The 14,648-nt window shown below is 69.0% G+C and carries 13 protein-coding genes; 8 read left to right on the forward strand and 5 right to left on the reverse strand.

Translation table 11 applies throughout. From position 1 onward, the window contains the following. Positions 1–127 precede the first annotated feature (127 nt). Both BLTE_RS06890 and BLTE_RS06895 read left to right on the forward strand, forming a co-directional pair. The gene (locus tag BLTE_RS06890) at positions 128–790 is read left to right on the forward strand and encodes a protein-L-isoaspartate(D-aspartate) O-methyltransferase (RefSeq protein ID WP_244600198.1); all 663 of its coding nucleotides are present in this window, start codon (positions 128–130) and stop codon (positions 788–790) included. Positions 791–1,214: 424 nt separating this feature from the next. Next, positions 1,215–2,603, forward strand: a complete 1,389-nt coding sequence (locus BLTE_RS06895) for a LysM peptidoglycan-binding domain-containing M23 family metallopeptidase (RefSeq protein ID WP_160140543.1) — start codon at positions 1,215–1,217, stop codon at positions 2,601–2,603. A gap of 36 nt (positions 2,604–2,639) precedes the next feature. Here the strand turns inward: BLTE_RS06895 and BLTE_RS06900 are convergent, their stop codons facing one another. The 3 genes from BLTE_RS06900 to BLTE_RS06910 form a co-directional block, all read right to left on the reverse strand. Continuing rightward, positions 2,640–3,590, reverse strand: coding sequence for a hypothetical protein (locus BLTE_RS06900; protein ID WP_126398784.1), 951 nt, complete (start codon positions 3,588–3,590; stop codon positions 2,640–2,642). 116 nt (positions 3,591–3,706) lie between these two features. Continuing rightward, positions 3,707–4,132 carry a hypothetical protein gene (locus BLTE_RS06905; RefSeq protein ID WP_126398786.1) on the reverse strand — a complete coding sequence of 142 codons (426 nt, stop codon included), beginning with the start codon at positions 4,130–4,132 and terminating at the stop codon, positions 3,707–3,709. A gap of 79 nt (positions 4,133–4,211) precedes the next feature. Next, positions 4,212–5,102 (reverse strand): ATP-binding protein, encoded by an 891-nt coding sequence (locus BLTE_RS06910; RefSeq protein ID WP_126398788.1) that lies wholly within the window; start codon positions 5,100–5,102, stop codon positions 4,212–4,214. Between the two features lie 258 nt (positions 5,103–5,360). Between BLTE_RS06910 and yajC the strand changes: the two genes are divergently transcribed. From yajC to BLTE_RS06935, 5 genes are all read left to right on the forward strand, one after another. Then, on the forward strand, positions 5,361–5,708 hold the full coding sequence (yajC, locus tag BLTE_RS06915) for a preprotein translocase subunit YajC (protein ID WP_126398790.1): 348 nt from the start codon (positions 5,361–5,363) through the stop codon (positions 5,706–5,708). Between the two features lie 144 nt (positions 5,709–5,852). Then, entirely contained in the window at positions 5,853–7,454 is a 1,602-nt protein-coding gene (gene secD, locus BLTE_RS06920; protein ID WP_126398792.1) for a protein translocase subunit SecD, read from the forward strand. A gap of 16 nt (positions 7,455–7,470) precedes the next feature. Continuing rightward, positions 7,471–8,418, forward strand: coding sequence for a protein translocase subunit SecF (gene secF, locus BLTE_RS06925; RefSeq protein ID WP_126398794.1), 948 nt, complete (start codon positions 7,471–7,473; stop codon positions 8,416–8,418). Beyond that, positions 8,418–8,801 carry an Mth938-like domain-containing protein gene (locus tag BLTE_RS06930; RefSeq protein ID WP_126398796.1) on the forward strand — a complete coding sequence of 128 codons (384 nt, stop codon included), beginning with the start codon at positions 8,418–8,420 and terminating at the stop codon, positions 8,799–8,801. The genes secF and BLTE_RS06930 overlap by 1 nt, the downstream gene beginning before the upstream one ends. A 27-nt stretch (positions 8,802–8,828) precedes the next feature. Further along, on the forward strand, positions 8,829–9,710 hold the full coding sequence (locus BLTE_RS06935; RefSeq protein ID WP_126398798.1) for a phytoene/squalene synthase family protein: 882 nt from the start codon (positions 8,829–8,831) through the stop codon (positions 9,708–9,710). Between the two features lie 14 nt (positions 9,711–9,724). On the opposite strand, the gene ruvX is transcribed toward BLTE_RS06935, so the two are convergent. After that, a complete protein-coding gene (gene ruvX, locus BLTE_RS06940; RefSeq protein ID WP_126398800.1) occupies positions 9,725–10,192 on the reverse strand; it encodes a Holliday junction resolvase RuvX in 468 nt (155 codons plus the stop codon). Positions 10,193–10,303: 111 nt separating this feature from the next. On the opposite strand from ruvX, the gene BLTE_RS06945 reads away from it, so the two are divergent. Further along, the gene (locus tag BLTE_RS06945) at positions 10,304–11,002 is read left to right on the forward strand and encodes a metal-dependent hydrolase (protein ID WP_126398802.1); all 699 of its coding nucleotides are present in this window, start codon (positions 10,304–10,306) and stop codon (positions 11,000–11,002) included. A 377-nt stretch (positions 11,003–11,379) separates the two neighbouring features. Here the strand turns inward: BLTE_RS06945 and BLTE_RS06950 are convergent, their stop codons facing one another. Then, the gene (locus BLTE_RS06950) at positions 11,380–14,277 is read right to left on the reverse strand and encodes an Rne/Rng family ribonuclease (RefSeq protein ID WP_126398804.1); all 2,898 of its coding nucleotides are present in this window, start codon (positions 14,275–14,277) and stop codon (positions 11,380–11,382) included. Between the last annotated feature and the right edge of the window lie 371 nt (positions 14,278–14,648).

Raw genomic sequence — 14,648 nt, forward strand, 5'->3', positions numbered from 1 at the left:
TCTCATTCCGGCGCGGAGGGCTGCGCTTTCGCTGCGTCTGTCGTAGATTTCCCGCACGTTCCTGCGGACGGCCTGCCTGCGGGCGGCCTGCGCCATCCGCGGGGAGACTGTCTTGGGCGGAGTTGAGATGGGCGCCTTCAATCCCACGCCCGAGGATGGCGTCGGCCGCATGCAGTTCCTGCTCGGCCTGCGCCAGCGCGGCATCCGCGACACCAACGTGCTGCGGGCGATGGAGACGGTGCCGCGCGAGCTGTTCGTCGATCCGGCCGACCGCGACGTCGCCTGGGAGGACCGGGCGCTGCCGATCGCCTGCGGCCAGACCATCAGCCAGCCCAGCCTCGTCGCGGCGATGACCGAGGCGCTCGAGGTCCGGCCCGGCCATACCGTGCTCGAGATCGGCACCGGCTCCGGTTATCAGGCGGCGATTCTCGGCAAGCTCGCCAAGCGGGTGGTGACGCTGGAGCGCTACCGCACGCTGGCCGACCTCGCCGAGGCGCGGCTGGGCCGGCTCGGCCTCGACAATGTCGAGGTGCGCGTCGCCGACGGCACGCTGGGCTGGCCGGAGGCCGCGCCCTACGACCGGATCATGATGACGGCGGCGGCGGCCGAAATTCCGCCGGCGGTGTTCGACCAGCTCGCGGTCGGCGGGGTGCTGGTCGGGCCGATCGGGCCGGAGGGCGGCATCCAGGATCTGCTGCAGATCCGGCGCACCGAATCGGGTTGCGAAAAGAAGCTGCTGCTACCGGTGCGTTTCGTGCCGATGCTCGGCGGCGTCGCCAAATCGCTGTGATCCGGCTTGCGGCGGACTGCTCCGGCAACGTGGCAATAATCCCGCAGAATATATTGTTTTAAAACGTTATTTTTAGTTTCAAGATTGCGGCTCTCCGGGTCCCGTCCGAGGGGCGGCCGACCGCGTCCCCAGAAATCGGCGCCGGACCGTTCATCTTCCGGCAAGCTTAAGCGACCGTTTACCCCAGATAGTCTCTACTCGCGCCGTTGTGGTCGCGTGCGAGTGAGTTGCTGGAATGCGTAGCCCTGCCGATGTCGTTCGGTCGCGAATTGTCGCGCGGTTTGCCGTGGCCGGGTTGGTGGCTGCGGCCGTTGGCGGCTGCGCCGATACTCGCCTTGGGTCCGATCCTCTGTATTCGCCGTTCGGCCCCAGGCCCGGCGAATCCGCGGCGCCGCCGGCTTCCAACGCCCCGCCGGCAGCGGTGATGGCGGCGCCGACCACCCAGGTTTCCAACCAGCCGCTGCCGCCGCCCTCCTATCCGGCGTCGTCGTATCCCGCGGCGTCGTATCCGCCCGCCTCGATGCCGCCGCAGCAGGCGCCGGGTCCCTATTACGGCCAGCAGGGCGCGCTGCCGCCGCCGCCGGCCAATCGCTGGGGGCAGGCGAATGCCGCGCCGCCGCCGGCCACCTATTCCAATGGGCCGGTGATGGCGTCGGCCCAGCCCGGGCCGGCCTACCGGCCGATGTCCAGCGTCGCGCCGCCGCGTGCCGACGTCACCGGATCGCTGCCGCCGGCCGGCGCGCCCGCCGCTGGGGGCGCCACGGTGGTGGTGAAGCCGGGCGAGACGATCACGTCGCTGGCCCGCCGCTACAATGTGCCGGCCAAGGCGATCATGAGCGCCAACAACATCGCCGATGCCCGGCTGGTGCGCGCCGGCCAGCGGCTGGTGATCCCGGGCGCCGGCTACCAGCCCGCCGCGTCGGCGCCGCCGCCGGCCGAGCGGTTCGCCACCGCCAGCGTGCCGCCGGCCGCTGCGGCGCCGGTCCGCACGCCGGCGCCTGCGGCCGCCGCCGGCACCCACATCGTCAATTCGGGAGATACGCTGAACGCCATCGCCCGCCGCTACAAGGTCAGCCGCACGGCGCTGGCCTCTGCGAACGGCCTGACGGCGGATTCGCACCTCAGCATCGGCCAGCGGCTCACCATTCCGGGGCAGGGCGCCCCGGCCGCGCCGGCCCAGCAGTTCGCCGCCCAGACTCCGCCCGCCGCCGCGGCCCCGGTGCGTCAGGCGGCGGTGCAGGCTCCGGCGGCGGCTTCGCCGTTGCGGGCCGAGGCGATGGCCCCGGCGCCGAGCCGGTTCGAACGCACGGCGAGCGTTGCGCCCACGCAGAAGCTTGAGCCGTCCCGCAAGCCGGAGCCGGCGGTCGAGACGGCGGCGATGGTTCAGCCGACCGAGACGCCCGAGGAGACTAAGGCGGAGCCGGCGCGCAAGGGCGTGGCCTTCCGCTGGCCGGTGCGCGGCCGGGTGATCGCCAATTTCGGCGCCAAGCCGGGCGGCGAGAAGAATGACGGCATCAATATCGCCGTGCCCGAGGGCGCGACGATCAAGGCCGCCGAGGACGGCGTGGTCGCCTATGCCGGCTCCGAGCTCAAGGGCTACGGCAACCTCGTGCTGATCCGCCACGCCGACGGCTGGGTGACCGCCTACGCCCACAACAGCGAGCTGATGGTGAAGCGCGGCGACAGCGTGAAGCGCGGCCAGTCGATCGCCCGCGCCGGCCAGAGCGGCTCGGTGACCTCGCCGCAGCTCCACTTCGAGGTGCGCCGCGGCTCCAATCCGGTCGATCCGGTGCCGCTGCTCACCGGCGGCTGAGCGGGAGGCCTCCGCGCTCCCCGGGCGCGCCGCGTATCACCGCCGCGAGGCGCTCCAGCTGCCGCTCTGGCTGCCGTGCTTGTTGGCGCCGGCCCAGTTGCCGGAGGCGACGGCGCTGTTGATCCGCCCGGTCAGCTTGCCGCTGAACGTGAAGGTGCCGAGATTGTACTGGCTGGAATCGCGCAGCGTGCCCGACAGGCTGGTGGAGATCGTGCCGTCCTCGGACACCGAGCCGGAGAACTTGCCCTGCACGGGGTCGCTGCCCGAGCGGCCCTGAACCGTGCCGCTGATGCGGCCGTTCGAGACGGTGAAGGTGAGCGAGCCGGACGCCGTGCCCTGGAAGCTGCCGGAATAGGTGCCGTCGAACGAAACCGGCGTCAGGGCCGCCCAGGCTTGGACCAGCGGTTCGAGGCCGTGATAGCGGTCGCGGGTGTCGCGGATCGCCGGCAGCATGTATTTCTTGTACTCGCGGACCTTGGCCAGCCCCTCGTCGAAGGTCTTCAGACGGGCGAAGTCCTGGCGGATGATCTCGGCATTCTTGGTCTTGGCCTGCGCCAGCGGCGTCAGAACACCGGGCCTGGGGACGATGCGGGAGATCATCTCGCCGCCGATGTCGTTGATTGTGCCCTGCGCCTCCTTCTTGCGCAGCGCTTCGAGCTTCTGTTCGGCGTTGGTGTAGGCCTCCCACTCGTCGCGCAGTTCCTTCAGCCGCGCGCCGAGATCGGCGCGCAGCGGCGCCACCGGATTGGAGGAGATGCGGCCGCCATACTGCAGCGTCTTCTTCAGATCCTCGATGTTGCGCAGGGCGAGGTCGTACTTCTTGCGCCAGTCGGGATTGTCGCGGGAGGCGGCGAGGGTGCCGGCGATGCGGCTTATGAGCGAATCGACGAAATCCTGCTGCGCGGCGCGGCTATCGGACGGCAGGGCGACGAAGGCGGCGGCAAGAAGCAGCGCCTGCCGGCGCGACAGACATGACGGTTTCGGCATCGGTCCTCCTCAAGACGGAGGGACGCTAGGGTTTGCCTGAATCTCTGCCTTGACCTGACGCAACGCGCCGGCCTGCGTCGGCGGGGCCGGCGTCTTTGCGCCTCTTCGTTTCGCGCCTATTTCCGCGTGGCTCTCCAGGTGCCTTCATGGCGGGCGAACTGGTTGGCGCCGGTCCAGCCGCCGGAGCCGGTCTCGCCGCCGATGCGCCCATTGACGGTGCCGCTGAACGGGAAGGTGCCGAGATTGAACCGGCTGGTGTCGCGCACCGTTCCGGTCAGCGGCAGGGCGACGGCGCCGTCCTCGCCGACTGCTCCGGCGAACGTGGCTTCGATCGGGTCGCTCTTCACGACGCCCTTGAGGGAACCGCTGAGCTGGCGGTTCTCCACCGTGAAGGTCAGCGTGCCCGTCGCCTCGCCCGCGAAGCTGCCGACATAGACGCCGTCGAGAGGCACCGGCGCCGCCGGATCGGCTTGGCCGGCGGATGGCGCAAGAACGGCGGCAGCGAGCAGCAGCGCCTGCCGGCGCGAAAGAAGCGAGAGCATCGTCCGTCCTCCCCTGAGCAAAGGAACGGTACGGTTTGCCGGACGCCCCGCCTTGACTTGACGCAACGCGGCTGGTGCGTCAGCCGCGGGGGAGGGGCACCCCGGCCCGGCCGGCGGCGTCCTGGATGAACTGCCAGGCGACGCGGCCGGAGCGCGAGCCGCGGGTCACCGACCATTCCAGCGCCTCGCGCGTCAGCACCTCGGGCGGAACCGGCAGGCCGATATAAGCGGCGTAGGCTGCGACCATTCCGAGGTATTCGTCCTGGCTGCAATTGTGGAAGCCGAGCCACAGGCCGAAGCGGTCGGACAGCGATACCTTTTCCTCCACTGCCTCGCCGGGATTGATGGCGGTCGCGCGTTCATTGTCGACCATGTCGCGCGGGATGAGGTGGCGGCGGTTGGAGGTGGCATAGAACAGCACATTGTCGGGCCGGCCTTCGAGGCCGCCCTCCAGCGCCGCCTTCAGCGACTTGTAGGAGGTGTCGCCGCCATCGAACGACAGGTCGTCGCAGAACACGATGAAGCGGCAGGGCGCAGGCCGCAGCCGCGCCATCAGATCGGGCAGCGACTCGATGTCCTCGCGGTGGATCTCGATCAGCTTCAGCGGCTGGCCGCCGGTGCGCGCGGCCGCCACCTCGGCATGGGCCGCCTTGACGAGGGAGGACTTGCCCATACCGCGCGCGCCCCACAGCAGCGCGTTGTTGGCCGGCAGGCCGGCGGCGAAGCGGGCGGTGTTGTCGAGCAGGATGTCGCGGACGCGGTCGATGCCCTTGAGCAGCGAGATCGCCACGCGATTGACCTTGGCCACCGGCTGCAGGCGCTGGCCGGCCGCCTGCCAGACGAAGGCATCGGCGGCGGCGAAATCGGGCGCGGGCGGGGGTGGCGGGCTGAGACGCTCAAGCGCCGCGGCGATGCGCTCCAGGAGGGGGGCGAGAGACGGTGAGGCCGGGGATGAAGCGTCGTCGGTCATGTCGGTTCCGGAATTCCGGGCGTGCTTAACGGGCCGCCTGACGCGCCGCAAGGCGCACCATTGCATTCGAGGGGGGGCTGGCTATAGTCCGCGCCGCTTCGTTCGGTAAGGTTCGGGCGGGCCGGATCGCTGATCCGGCTGGTCCAGACCGGTCGAAACGAGCCGATTTGCAGGCCCTCCCGGGCTGTCGCTGGTGGCGGCGCGGGGATCGCCTGAACAGCCGCCGCAGGTCCGACCAGCGTTTCACGAGGTTCATCGATGTTCATCTCGCCCGCGTTCGCGCAAAGCGCACCTCTCGGCGCCGGTGGCGGCACAGACATGCTGCTGTCCTTGATGCCGTTCGTGCTGATCTTCATCATCATGTACTTCCTCATCCTGCGGCCGCAGCAGAAGCGCGCGAAGGCCCACCAGGAGATGGTGCGCAACCTGCGCCGGGGCGACATGGTGGTGACCGCCGGCGGCATGGTGGCTAAGATCTCCAAGGTGATCGACGACAACGAGGTCGAGCTGCAGCTCGGCGAGGGGCTCAAGGTCCGCCAGATCCGCGGAATGATCACCGAGGTCCGCTCCAAGAGCGAGCCGGTGAAGGACGACGCCGCCGGCTGAGAAGCCGGCCGTGGTTCCGCCGCGCGGTTGAGGGACGTCCAGGGCGTCCGCCGATCTCACTGGACTAAGCGACCGCTCGAAGTTGTTGAGTTGTCGCATTCTCTTTCGCAAAGCCGGTTCCTACTTTTGCGGAGAATGCTCTAGATGCTGGTGTTCACACGCCTGAAGGCGCTTGCGATCCTGGCGGTCGCCCTGGTCGGCTGCCTGCTCGCATTGCCGAATGCGCTGCCGGCGTCGGTGCTGCACGCGCTGCCGAGTTGGGCCCAACGCACCATGGTGCTGGGCCTCGATCTGCAGGGCGGCTCCTACATCCTGCTGGAGGTCGACGTTCCGGCGGTGCGCAAGGAACGGCTGGAGGCGTTGCGCGACGATGTCCGCCGCGTCCTGCGCGAGGCGCGGGTCGGCTACACCGGGCTCGGCATCCAGGGCGACAGCGTCCAGGTGCGCATCCGCGAGGGTGAGAACTATGCCGAGGCGGTCCGCAAGCTCGGCGAGCTGTCGGAGCCGATCGGCGGAATGTTCGGCGGCAGCTCGCAGCGCACCATCGATCTGCGCGAAGGCGCGGACGGGCTGATCCAGCTGGTGATGACGCAGGCCGGGCTGAACGAGCGCGTCAAGCACGCGGTCGATCAGTCGATCGAGATCGTCCGGCGCCGCATCGACCAGCTCGGCACCACCGAACCGGCGATCCAGCGCCAGGGCGCAAGCCGCATCCTGGTGCAGGTGCCCGGCCTTCAGGATCCGACCCGCCTCAAGCAGCTCATCGGCACCACCGCCAAGCTGAGCTTCCGGCTGGTCGACATGTCGATGAGCCCGGAGATTGCCGAATCCGGCCGCGCGCCGCCCGATTCGGAGGTGCTGCAGAGCGCCGAGCGCGGCGCGGGGCCGGTTCTGGTCGAGCGCCGGGTGATGGTGGCCGGCGAGGATCTGGTCGACGCCCAGCCCGGCTTCGATTCGCGCACCCGCGAGCCGGTGGTGAATTTCCGCTTCAACACCAATGGCGCCCGGCGGTTCGCCGCCGTCACCCAGGAGAATGTCGGCCGGCCGTTCGCCATCGTGCTCGACAATCAGGTGATCTCGGCGCCGGTGATCCGCGAGCCGATTCTCGGCGGCTCCGGCCAGATTTCCGGCCGTTTCACGGTGCAGCAGGCCAACGACCTCGCCATTCTGCTGCGGGCCGGCGCGCTGCCGGCGCCGCTGACCGTGGTGGAGGAGCGCACGATCGGGCCGAGCCTCGGCCAGGATTCGGTGCGCGCCGGCACCTATGCCTCGATCATCGGCTCGATCTTCGTCATCGTCTTCATGCTGGTGATCTACGGCCTGTTCGGCCTGTTCGCGAACCTCGCCATGATCGTCAACATCCTGATGCTGCTCGGGATTCTTTCGGCGCTCGAGGCGACGCTGACGCTGCCCGGCATCGCCGGCATCCTGCTCACCGTCGGCATGGCGGTGGACTCCAACGTGCTCATCTACGAGCGCGTCCGCGACGAGGTTCGCAACGGCCGGTCCGCCATCACCGCACTTGACCACGGCTTCCGCGAGGCGCTCGCCACCATCATCGACGCCAATATGACCACGCTGATCGCCGGTTTCGTGCTGTTCCTCGTCGGCACGGGCGCGGTGCGCGGCTTCGCGGTGACGCTGTCGCTCGGCATTGTCACCACCGTGTTCACCGCCTTCGTCTTCACGCGGCTGATCATCGCAAGCTGGGTGCGCTGGGCGCGCCCGGCGCGTCTGCCGATCTGATCCGGAACCGATCCCGATGCGCCTCCTGAGACTCGTCCCGGCCAACACCAAGCTGCCCTTCATGGCGTGGCGGCGGCTCAGCTTTCCGCTGTCGGCCGTGCTGTCGATCGCGTCGCTGCTGCTGTTCCTCACGGTGGGGATGAATTTCGGCATCGACTTCGTGGGCGGCACCATGATCGAGGTGCAGTCGAAGAGCGGGCCGGCCAATGTCGGCGAGATGCGCAGCAAACTGGGGTCGCTCGATCTCGGCGACGTGCAGATTCAACAGTTCGGCCCGCCGACCGACGTGCTGATCCGCGTCCAGACCCAGCCGGGAGGCGACGCCGCCCAGCAGGCGGTGGTCGACAAGGTGAAGGCGGCGCTGGGCGATTCGGTGGAGTACCGGCGCGTCGAGGTGGTCGGTCCGCAGGTGTCGAAGGAGTTGGTGCAGGGCGGTACCATCGGCGTTGTGTTCGCCATCTTCGGCATCATTCTCTATCTGTGGTTCCGGTTCGAATGGCAGTTCGCCATCGGGGCGATGGTCTCGACGATGCACGATATCGTGCTGACCATCGGCTTCTTCGCCGTGACGCAGATCGAGTTCAACTCGACATCGATCGCGGCGATCCTCACCATCCTGGGCTATTCGGTCAACGATACGGTGGTCATCTATGACCGTATTCGCGAAATGCTGCGCAAATACAAACGTATCTCGACCGAGGAATTGCTCGACATCGCGATGAACTCGACGCTGTCGCGCACCATCTATACCGGCTCGACCACGCTGCTGGCGATGATTGCGCTCTATGCCTTCGGCGGCGAGGTGATCCGCTCCTTCACCGCAGCGATCATCTTCGGCGTGGTGATCGGCACCTATTCCTCGGCCTTCATTGCTGCGCCCTTCCTCATCTATCTCGGGGTCAGGACTCAGGGCCAAGGGAAGGACGCCGACACGGCCGAGACGGCGGCGCCCGCCAAGGCCTGATGGCAGCGCTTGACGGCACACCACATCTGCCGGGCCGCTACGCGATCGAGTCGTTCGGTGCCGGCGGCTTCCGGTTCGGCGACATGTCGCACCGCGGCTCGCTGCTGATCCTGCCGAGCGGCATGTGGGCGTGGCCGGTTCGCGCGCCGGCCGACGTCAATGAGGCGGCGCTGGAGAGACTGTTCGCCGAGAGCGGCGAGGTCGACCTGTTCATCTTCGGCAGCGGCGCCGGCCTGAGGCCGCTGCCGGCCGCCCTGCAGGCGCGGCTGCGCGGACTGGGCATGGCGGTCGAGGCCATGGCGACCGCGCACGCCGCCCACACCTACAACATCCTGCTGGCGGAATCGCGACGCATTGCCGCCGGCCTGATCGCCGTGGACTGACGCGGCCTGCGCACTATCTCTCCCCTCATGCTCAGCGAAGCCTTCGCCTATTGCGAAAGCCTTGTGCGCGAGGCCGACAAGGACCGCTATCTCGCGACCCTGTTCGCCCCCGCGGATGCGCGCCCGCATCTGTTCGCGCTCTATGCCTTCAACGCCGAGGTGGCGCGCGTGCGCGAGATCGTCTCCGATCCGCTGCCCGGCGAGATGCGGCTGCAGTGGTGGCGCGATGCGCTGTCGGGCAATGGGCCGGGCGATGTCGCCGCGCATCCGGTGGCGGCGGCGCTGATGGCGACGATCCGCCAGTGCCGGCTGCCGGTGGAGCCGTTTCTCGATCTGATCGAGGCGCGGGTGTTCGATCTCTACGACGACCCGATGCCGACCCTGGCCGACCTCGAGGGCTATACCGGCGAGACCTCGTCGGCGCTGATGCAGCTCGCGGCGCTGACGCTCGCAGGCGGGCGGGAGCAGGACACCGCCGAGATCGCCGGGCATGGCGGGGTGGCCTATGCGTTGACCGGCCTGTTGCGGTCGTTTCCGCTGCACGCTTCGCGCGGCCAGATGTTCCTACCGGCGGAACTGCTCGACCGCCACCGAGTGAACCGCGCCGACGTGTTCGCTGGCCGCTACACGCCGGCCCTCAAGGTCGCGCTGGCCGAGATGCGCGGCCACGCCCACCGCCATCTGGCGGCGGTGAGCCGGGCGGTGGGGTCAATTCCCGGCGAGGTGATGGCGGCGTTCCTGCCGGTGGCGCTGGTGCGCAGCTATCTGGCCAGGATGGAATGTGCCGGCTACGACCCGTTCACCACTCCGGTGCAGGTGCCGCAATGGCGGCGGCAATGGACGCTGTGGCGGGCGGCCCGGCAGGCGCGCTGCCTCGCCCGGCCGGTTGCGGAACGCCGCGGCGGGTAGGGGGGGAGGCAGCCTCACATCGACCGCAGACGGTCGAGCGCGCCCTGCAGCAGATAGGCGGCGGCCATCTTGTCGACCACCTCGGCGCGGCGCGCCCGCGAGGCATCGGCGTCGAGCAGGGTGCGGGTGACGGCGGCGGTCGACAGCCGTTCGTCCCACAGCGCGATCGGCGTCTCGGTGAGGGCCGAGAGGTTGCGGGCGAAGGCCCGGGTGGCTTGGCTGCGCGGGCCTTCCGACCCATCCATGTTCAGTGGCAGTCCGAGCACCAGGGCGGCGGCCTTCTCGGCTGCAGCGAAGGCCAGGAGCTCGGCTGCATCGGCCTTGAACTTGGTACGGATGATGGTCCTCACCGCGCTGGCGATGGTGCGGGTGCGATCGGAGAGGGCGAGGCCGATGGTCTTGGTGCCGAGGTCGAGCCCGATCAGCGGGCCGTCGGCGAGATCGGGCGCGAGATCGACGAGAGGCGCGATGCGGGCGGCCATGGCTCACTCCCTGCGGGCGGTTGCTGCGGCGTCCGGCCCCGCCGTCATCTGGTTGAATGGGGTACCGCGTTCTATAACCGGCGGGCAGACTGCGCGGGGAGGATAGAACGCATGAAAATCACCTGGTTCGGCCATGCCACGTTCCGGCTCGATTTCGGCCGGTCGGTCGTCCTGATCGATCCGTTCTTCACCGGAAATCCGGCGTTCGAGGGCGATATGGCCGAAGCGACGGCCGGCGCAACCCATATCCTGATCACCCACGGCCATTCCGATCACGTCGGCGACACGGTGGCGCTGGCCAAGACGACCGGCGCCAAGGTGGTGACGAATTTCGATCTCTGCATGTGGCTGGCCAAGCAGGGGGTGAAGCACTTCGACCCGATGAACACCGGCGGCGCCACCGATCAGGGCGATTTCAGCGTCACGCTGGTGCGGGCCGATCACTCGGCCGGCATGGTCGAGAGCGGCGTCGGCTTCCCGCTCGGCTCGGCCAACGGCGTCATCGTCAAGGCGCGGGGCGAGCCGGTGCTGTGGCACATGGGGGATACCGACATCTTCTCCGACATGGGGCTGCTGGCCGAGATCCACGACGTCAAGATCTGCCTCTGTCCGATCGGCGACCGCTTCACCATGGGGCCGCACACTGCCGCGCTGGCGATGAGGAAGTTCGTGACGCCGAAGATGGCGATTCCCTGCCACTACGGCTCGTTCCCGATCATCGAGCCGACCGCCGACCGCTTCTGCCAGGAAATGATCGGCTCGGGGATCGAGGTCACCGTGCCGGAAAAGGGCCAGCCCTTCACGGTGTGACGCGACACGCGCCTTCATTGTCCAGGCGCTCGTCGTTCCGAGCGGGCGTCATCCGTGGCGCGTCGTCATCCCGGCCGAGCGACGCGAGAGCCGGGATCGTTCGCAGGAAGCGCACCCCTTCCGGAAGACGGTCCCGGGTCCCGGGCCTTTGGCCCTTGCCCGGGACGACGTGTTTTCGCCTGAGCGCGGTCCCGGCTCGGCGCTGCGCGCCGTCCAGGACGACGGGATCAAGAAGCGTATCCCTGCAAGCAACGGCCCCTGCCAAGCAACGGCCCCTGCCGAACGACGACGCTCCAAATGGAAAACCCCTGCCAAGCGGCTTGTGCCGCTTGGCAGGGGTGATGTGCATTCGGCATTTCGCCTCAGCCGACGTCGCCTCAGCCGACTCGGCGCGACCACCAGCCCGAGCGCTTGGGCCGGGTCGGGTTCTCGTCGGCCGGCGTCAGCACCATGTGAACCGGCTCGCCGCGCGGCCGGGCCGCCGACTCGGGCTCCGCCTCGGGTTCGGCCGGGGTCGCAGGCTCGGCCGTCGCCGGCTCGCTGGCGGCGGCAGCGGGCTCGCCGGCCGCCTCGGCGATCGGCTCGGCCGCGGGCAGCGCAGGCGGCTCGACCGCCGCGGGCTCCACCGCCACCTCGTCGTGCGGCGTTGCCGGCTGCAGCGTCGCCGCCTCGCCGTCCTGACCTTCCAGCCCTTCGTCGGCGTCCTCGGAGATTTCGCCCTCGGCGCCCTGATCGCGGTCGCGCCGGCCGCGCCGACCGCCACGGCGTCCGCGCCGCCGCCGACGACGGCGTTCCTCGGCGCTGGCATCGCCGGCCTCGGCGCCCTCGCGGGCCTCGTCATCCGCCTCGTCCTCGTCGGAGGTCTCGTCCTCGTCGCCAGCCATGGGCGCCGAACCGGCCTCAAAACCAGCGTCCTCGCCGTTGCGCGGGCGCCGACGCCGGCGCCGGCGCCGACGTCCGCCACCATTGTCGTCGCGGGCGGCTTCGGACCTGCGCTCGCCGGCCGTCTCCTCGTCGGCCTCGATCTCGACCTCGGTCTCGAGCTCCTCGACCTCGATCTCGTCCTCCGGCTCGATCGCATCGGGCTGGATCGGCGCCGGCGCGGTGCGGATCACCGGGCCCTTGGCCGGCGATCCCTTCTCGATCGTGTACGGGGTCTGGCCGTTGAGCGTGTCGTCGGCCTCGAATTCGATCAGCGCGCCGAACCGGCGTTCGAGATCGACGAGGTGGGAGCGCTTCTGGTTGAGGCAGTAGAGCGCCACCGCGGTGCGGGTGCGGACGATCAGATCATGGCTCGCCGACTTGATCAGCGTGTCCTCGATCGCCCGCAGCACATGCAGCGACACCGAGGCGGAGGCGCGCACATGGCCGGTGCCGCCGCAGTGCGGGCACACCTCCGAGGAGCTTTCCAGCACGCCGGTGCGGATACGCTGGCGGCTCATCTCCAGCAGGCCGAAATGCGAGATGCGGCCGACCTGGATGCGGGCGCGGTCGTTCTTCAGCGCCTCCTTCAGCCGGCGCTCGACCGAGCGGTTGTTGCGCTTCTCGTCCATGTCGATGAAATCGACGACGATCAATCCGGCGAGATCGCGCAGGCGAAGCTGGCGCGCCACCTCGTCCGACGCCTCCAGATTGGTCTTGAGCGCGGTCTCCTCGATCGAGTGCTCGCGCGTCGAGCGCCCGGAATTGACGTCGATCGCCACCAGCGCCTCGGTCTGGTTGATGACGATGTAGCCGCCCGACTTGAGCTGCACGGTCGGCGAGAACATCGCGTCGAGCTGCGGCTCGACGCCGCTGCGGGCGAAGATCGGCGTCGCCTCGCGATAGGGCTGGACGCTCTTGGCATGGCTCGGCATGAGCATGCGCATGAATTCCTTGGCCTCGCGATAACCGTCCTCGCCGGCCACCAGGACTTCGTCGATGTCCTTGTTGTAGAGGTCGCGGATGGCGCGCTTGATCAGCGAGCCCTCCTCATAGACCAGGGCCGGGGCGGACGAACGCAGCGTCAGCTCGCGCACCGTCTCCCACAGCCGCAGCAGATATTCGAAGTCGCGCTTGATCTCGGTCTTGGTGCGGTTGGCGCCGGCGGTGCGCAGGATCACGCCCATCCCTTCGGGCACCTCCAGCTCGCCGGCAATCGCCTTCAGGCGCTTGCGGTCGACGGCGTTGGTGATCTTGCGCGAGATGCCGCCGCCGCGGGCGGTGTTGGGCATCAGCACCGAATAGCGGCCGGCGAGCGAGAGGTAGGTGGTCAGCGCCGCGCCCTTGGTGCCGCGCTCCTCCTTGACGACCTGGACCAGCAGGATCTGGCGACGCTTGATGACTTCCTGGATGCGGTACTGACGGCGCAGCGGACGGGCGACCCGTTCGGGCATCTCCTCCAGCGCCTCGCCGGAGCCGACGATCTCGACGACGCTTTCGGTGTCGGCCTTCTTGCCGCCCTCGGCGTCTTCTTCCTCGTCCTCGTCCTCGTCCTCGTCTTCCTCGTCGTCTTCTTCGTCCTCGTCCTCGTCTTCCTCGTCGTCGTCGTCCTCTTCCTCGTCGTCTTCGTCTTCCTCGTCGTCCTCTTCGTCTTCGTCCTCGTCGCCTTCTTCTTCGTCCTCGTCCTCGTCTTCGTCTTCCTGACCGCTGTCCGGAAGCTGGGGCGGCGTCGACTCGGACGAGACATCGGCCGCAGCCGACACCTCGACGGTCATGGTCTCGGCGGCCTCGGTCGCGGCGCCGGTGTCGGCCGCCTCGGACTCCGTCGTCCCGGCCTCGGCGCTCTCGATTCGGGCGGCTTCGGCCTGATCCGTGCCGGCCTCGACGAGTCCGGCCGGCTCGGCGGACTCGGCAGCCGGCGCCGGCTCGGCCGGGAGCGCTTCGGAGACCACGGCGTCGCCGGTCGCGGCGCGCGCGGTGAGCACGTCGGACTCCGGCTTGCGGCGACGGCGGCGCTTGCGGTCACGCTTCAGCTTGGCGTCTTCGGCTTCGCGCTCGGCGCGCGCGGCGCGCTTTTCCTCTTCCAGCAGCGCCAGCCGGTCGGCGACCGGGATCTGATAGTAGTCGGGATGGATTTCGTTGAAGGCGAGGAACCCGTGACGGTTGCCGCCATATTCGACGAAACAGGCCTGCAGCGAGGGTTCGACCCGGGTTACCTTGGCGAGATAGATGTTCCCGCGCAGTTGCTTGCGGGCTGCGGACTCGAAGTCGAACTCCTCGACCCGGTTGCCGCGGACCACCACCACCCGCGTCTCTTCCGGGTGGGTGGCATCGATAAGCATTTTATTGGCCATTGAACTCTCTCTGCGCAGCGTCGCGCCATCGCATCGCGAACGCGACGGCGGAACGCCGTCGTCAGTGCAGGCGATGCGGAACGCCGCGCGGTATCTGAAGCCGTGTCTGAATAGGTGGGGGGCGACCCGTGATGCCGAAACGCGACGCTGCCGGCCGCCGGAGCGGCATCTGTTGGCAGGCGGGCTATCGTGGGTGCATCCATCGAGGTCTAGGGTCTCTTGGTACGGCAAGACGATTGCCGCCGTAACACTCTGGCTGTCCGGCCGAGCCGGCGCTGAAACAGCGCGGCAGGCGAGCCGACAGGGCATCACAATCCGCCGCTGGCGGCTTGTCGGCTGTCGGCGCGGTCGGGACCGTTGGCGGCCTGCCG

Origin of the sequence: Blastochloris tepida (assembly GCF_003966715.1) — a bacterium.
Lineage (GTDB): Bacteria > Pseudomonadota > Alphaproteobacteria > Rhizobiales > Xanthobacteraceae > Blastochloris > Blastochloris tepida.

Coding starts and splice junctions, on each gene's coding strand:
- BLTE_RS06950 (WP_126398804.1), bottom strand. CDS start 14,277: ATGGCCAATAAAATGCTTATCGATGCCACCCACCCGGAAGAGACGCGG.
- BLTE_RS06935 (WP_126398798.1), top strand. CDS start 8,829: ATGCTCAGCGAAGCCTTCGCCTATTGCGAAAGCCTTGTGCGCGAGGCC.
- BLTE_RS06930 (WP_126398796.1), top strand. CDS start 8,418: ATGGCAGCGCTTGACGGCACACCACATCTGCCGGGCCGCTACGCGATC.
- BLTE_RS06895 (WP_160140543.1), top strand. CDS start 1,215: ATGGCGGCGCCGACCACCCAGGTTTCCAACCAGCCGCTGCCGCCGCCC.
- secF (WP_126398794.1), top strand. CDS start 7,471: ATGCGCCTCCTGAGACTCGTCCCGGCCAACACCAAGCTGCCCTTCATG.
- secD (WP_126398792.1), top strand. CDS start 5,853: ATGCTGGTGTTCACACGCCTGAAGGCGCTTGCGATCCTGGCGGTCGCC.
- BLTE_RS06905 (WP_126398786.1), bottom strand. CDS start 4,132: ATGCTCTCGCTTCTTTCGCGCCGGCAGGCGCTGCTGCTCGCTGCCGCC.
- BLTE_RS06945 (WP_126398802.1), top strand. CDS start 10,304: ATGAAAATCACCTGGTTCGGCCATGCCACGTTCCGGCTCGATTTCGGC.
- ruvX (WP_126398800.1), bottom strand. CDS start 10,192: ATGGCCGCCCGCATCGCGCCTCTCGTCGATCTCGCGCCCGATCTCGCC.
- yajC (WP_126398790.1), top strand. CDS start 5,361: ATGTTCATCTCGCCCGCGTTCGCGCAAAGCGCACCTCTCGGCGCCGGT.
- BLTE_RS06900 (WP_126398784.1), bottom strand. CDS start 3,590: ATGCCGAAACCGTCATGTCTGTCGCGCCGGCAGGCGCTGCTTCTTGCC.
- BLTE_RS06890 (WP_244600198.1), top strand. CDS start 128: ATGGGCGCCTTCAATCCCACGCCCGAGGATGGCGTCGGCCGCATGCAG.
- BLTE_RS06910 (WP_126398788.1), bottom strand. CDS start 5,102: ATGACCGACGACGCTTCATCCCCGGCCTCACCGTCTCTCGCCCCCCTC.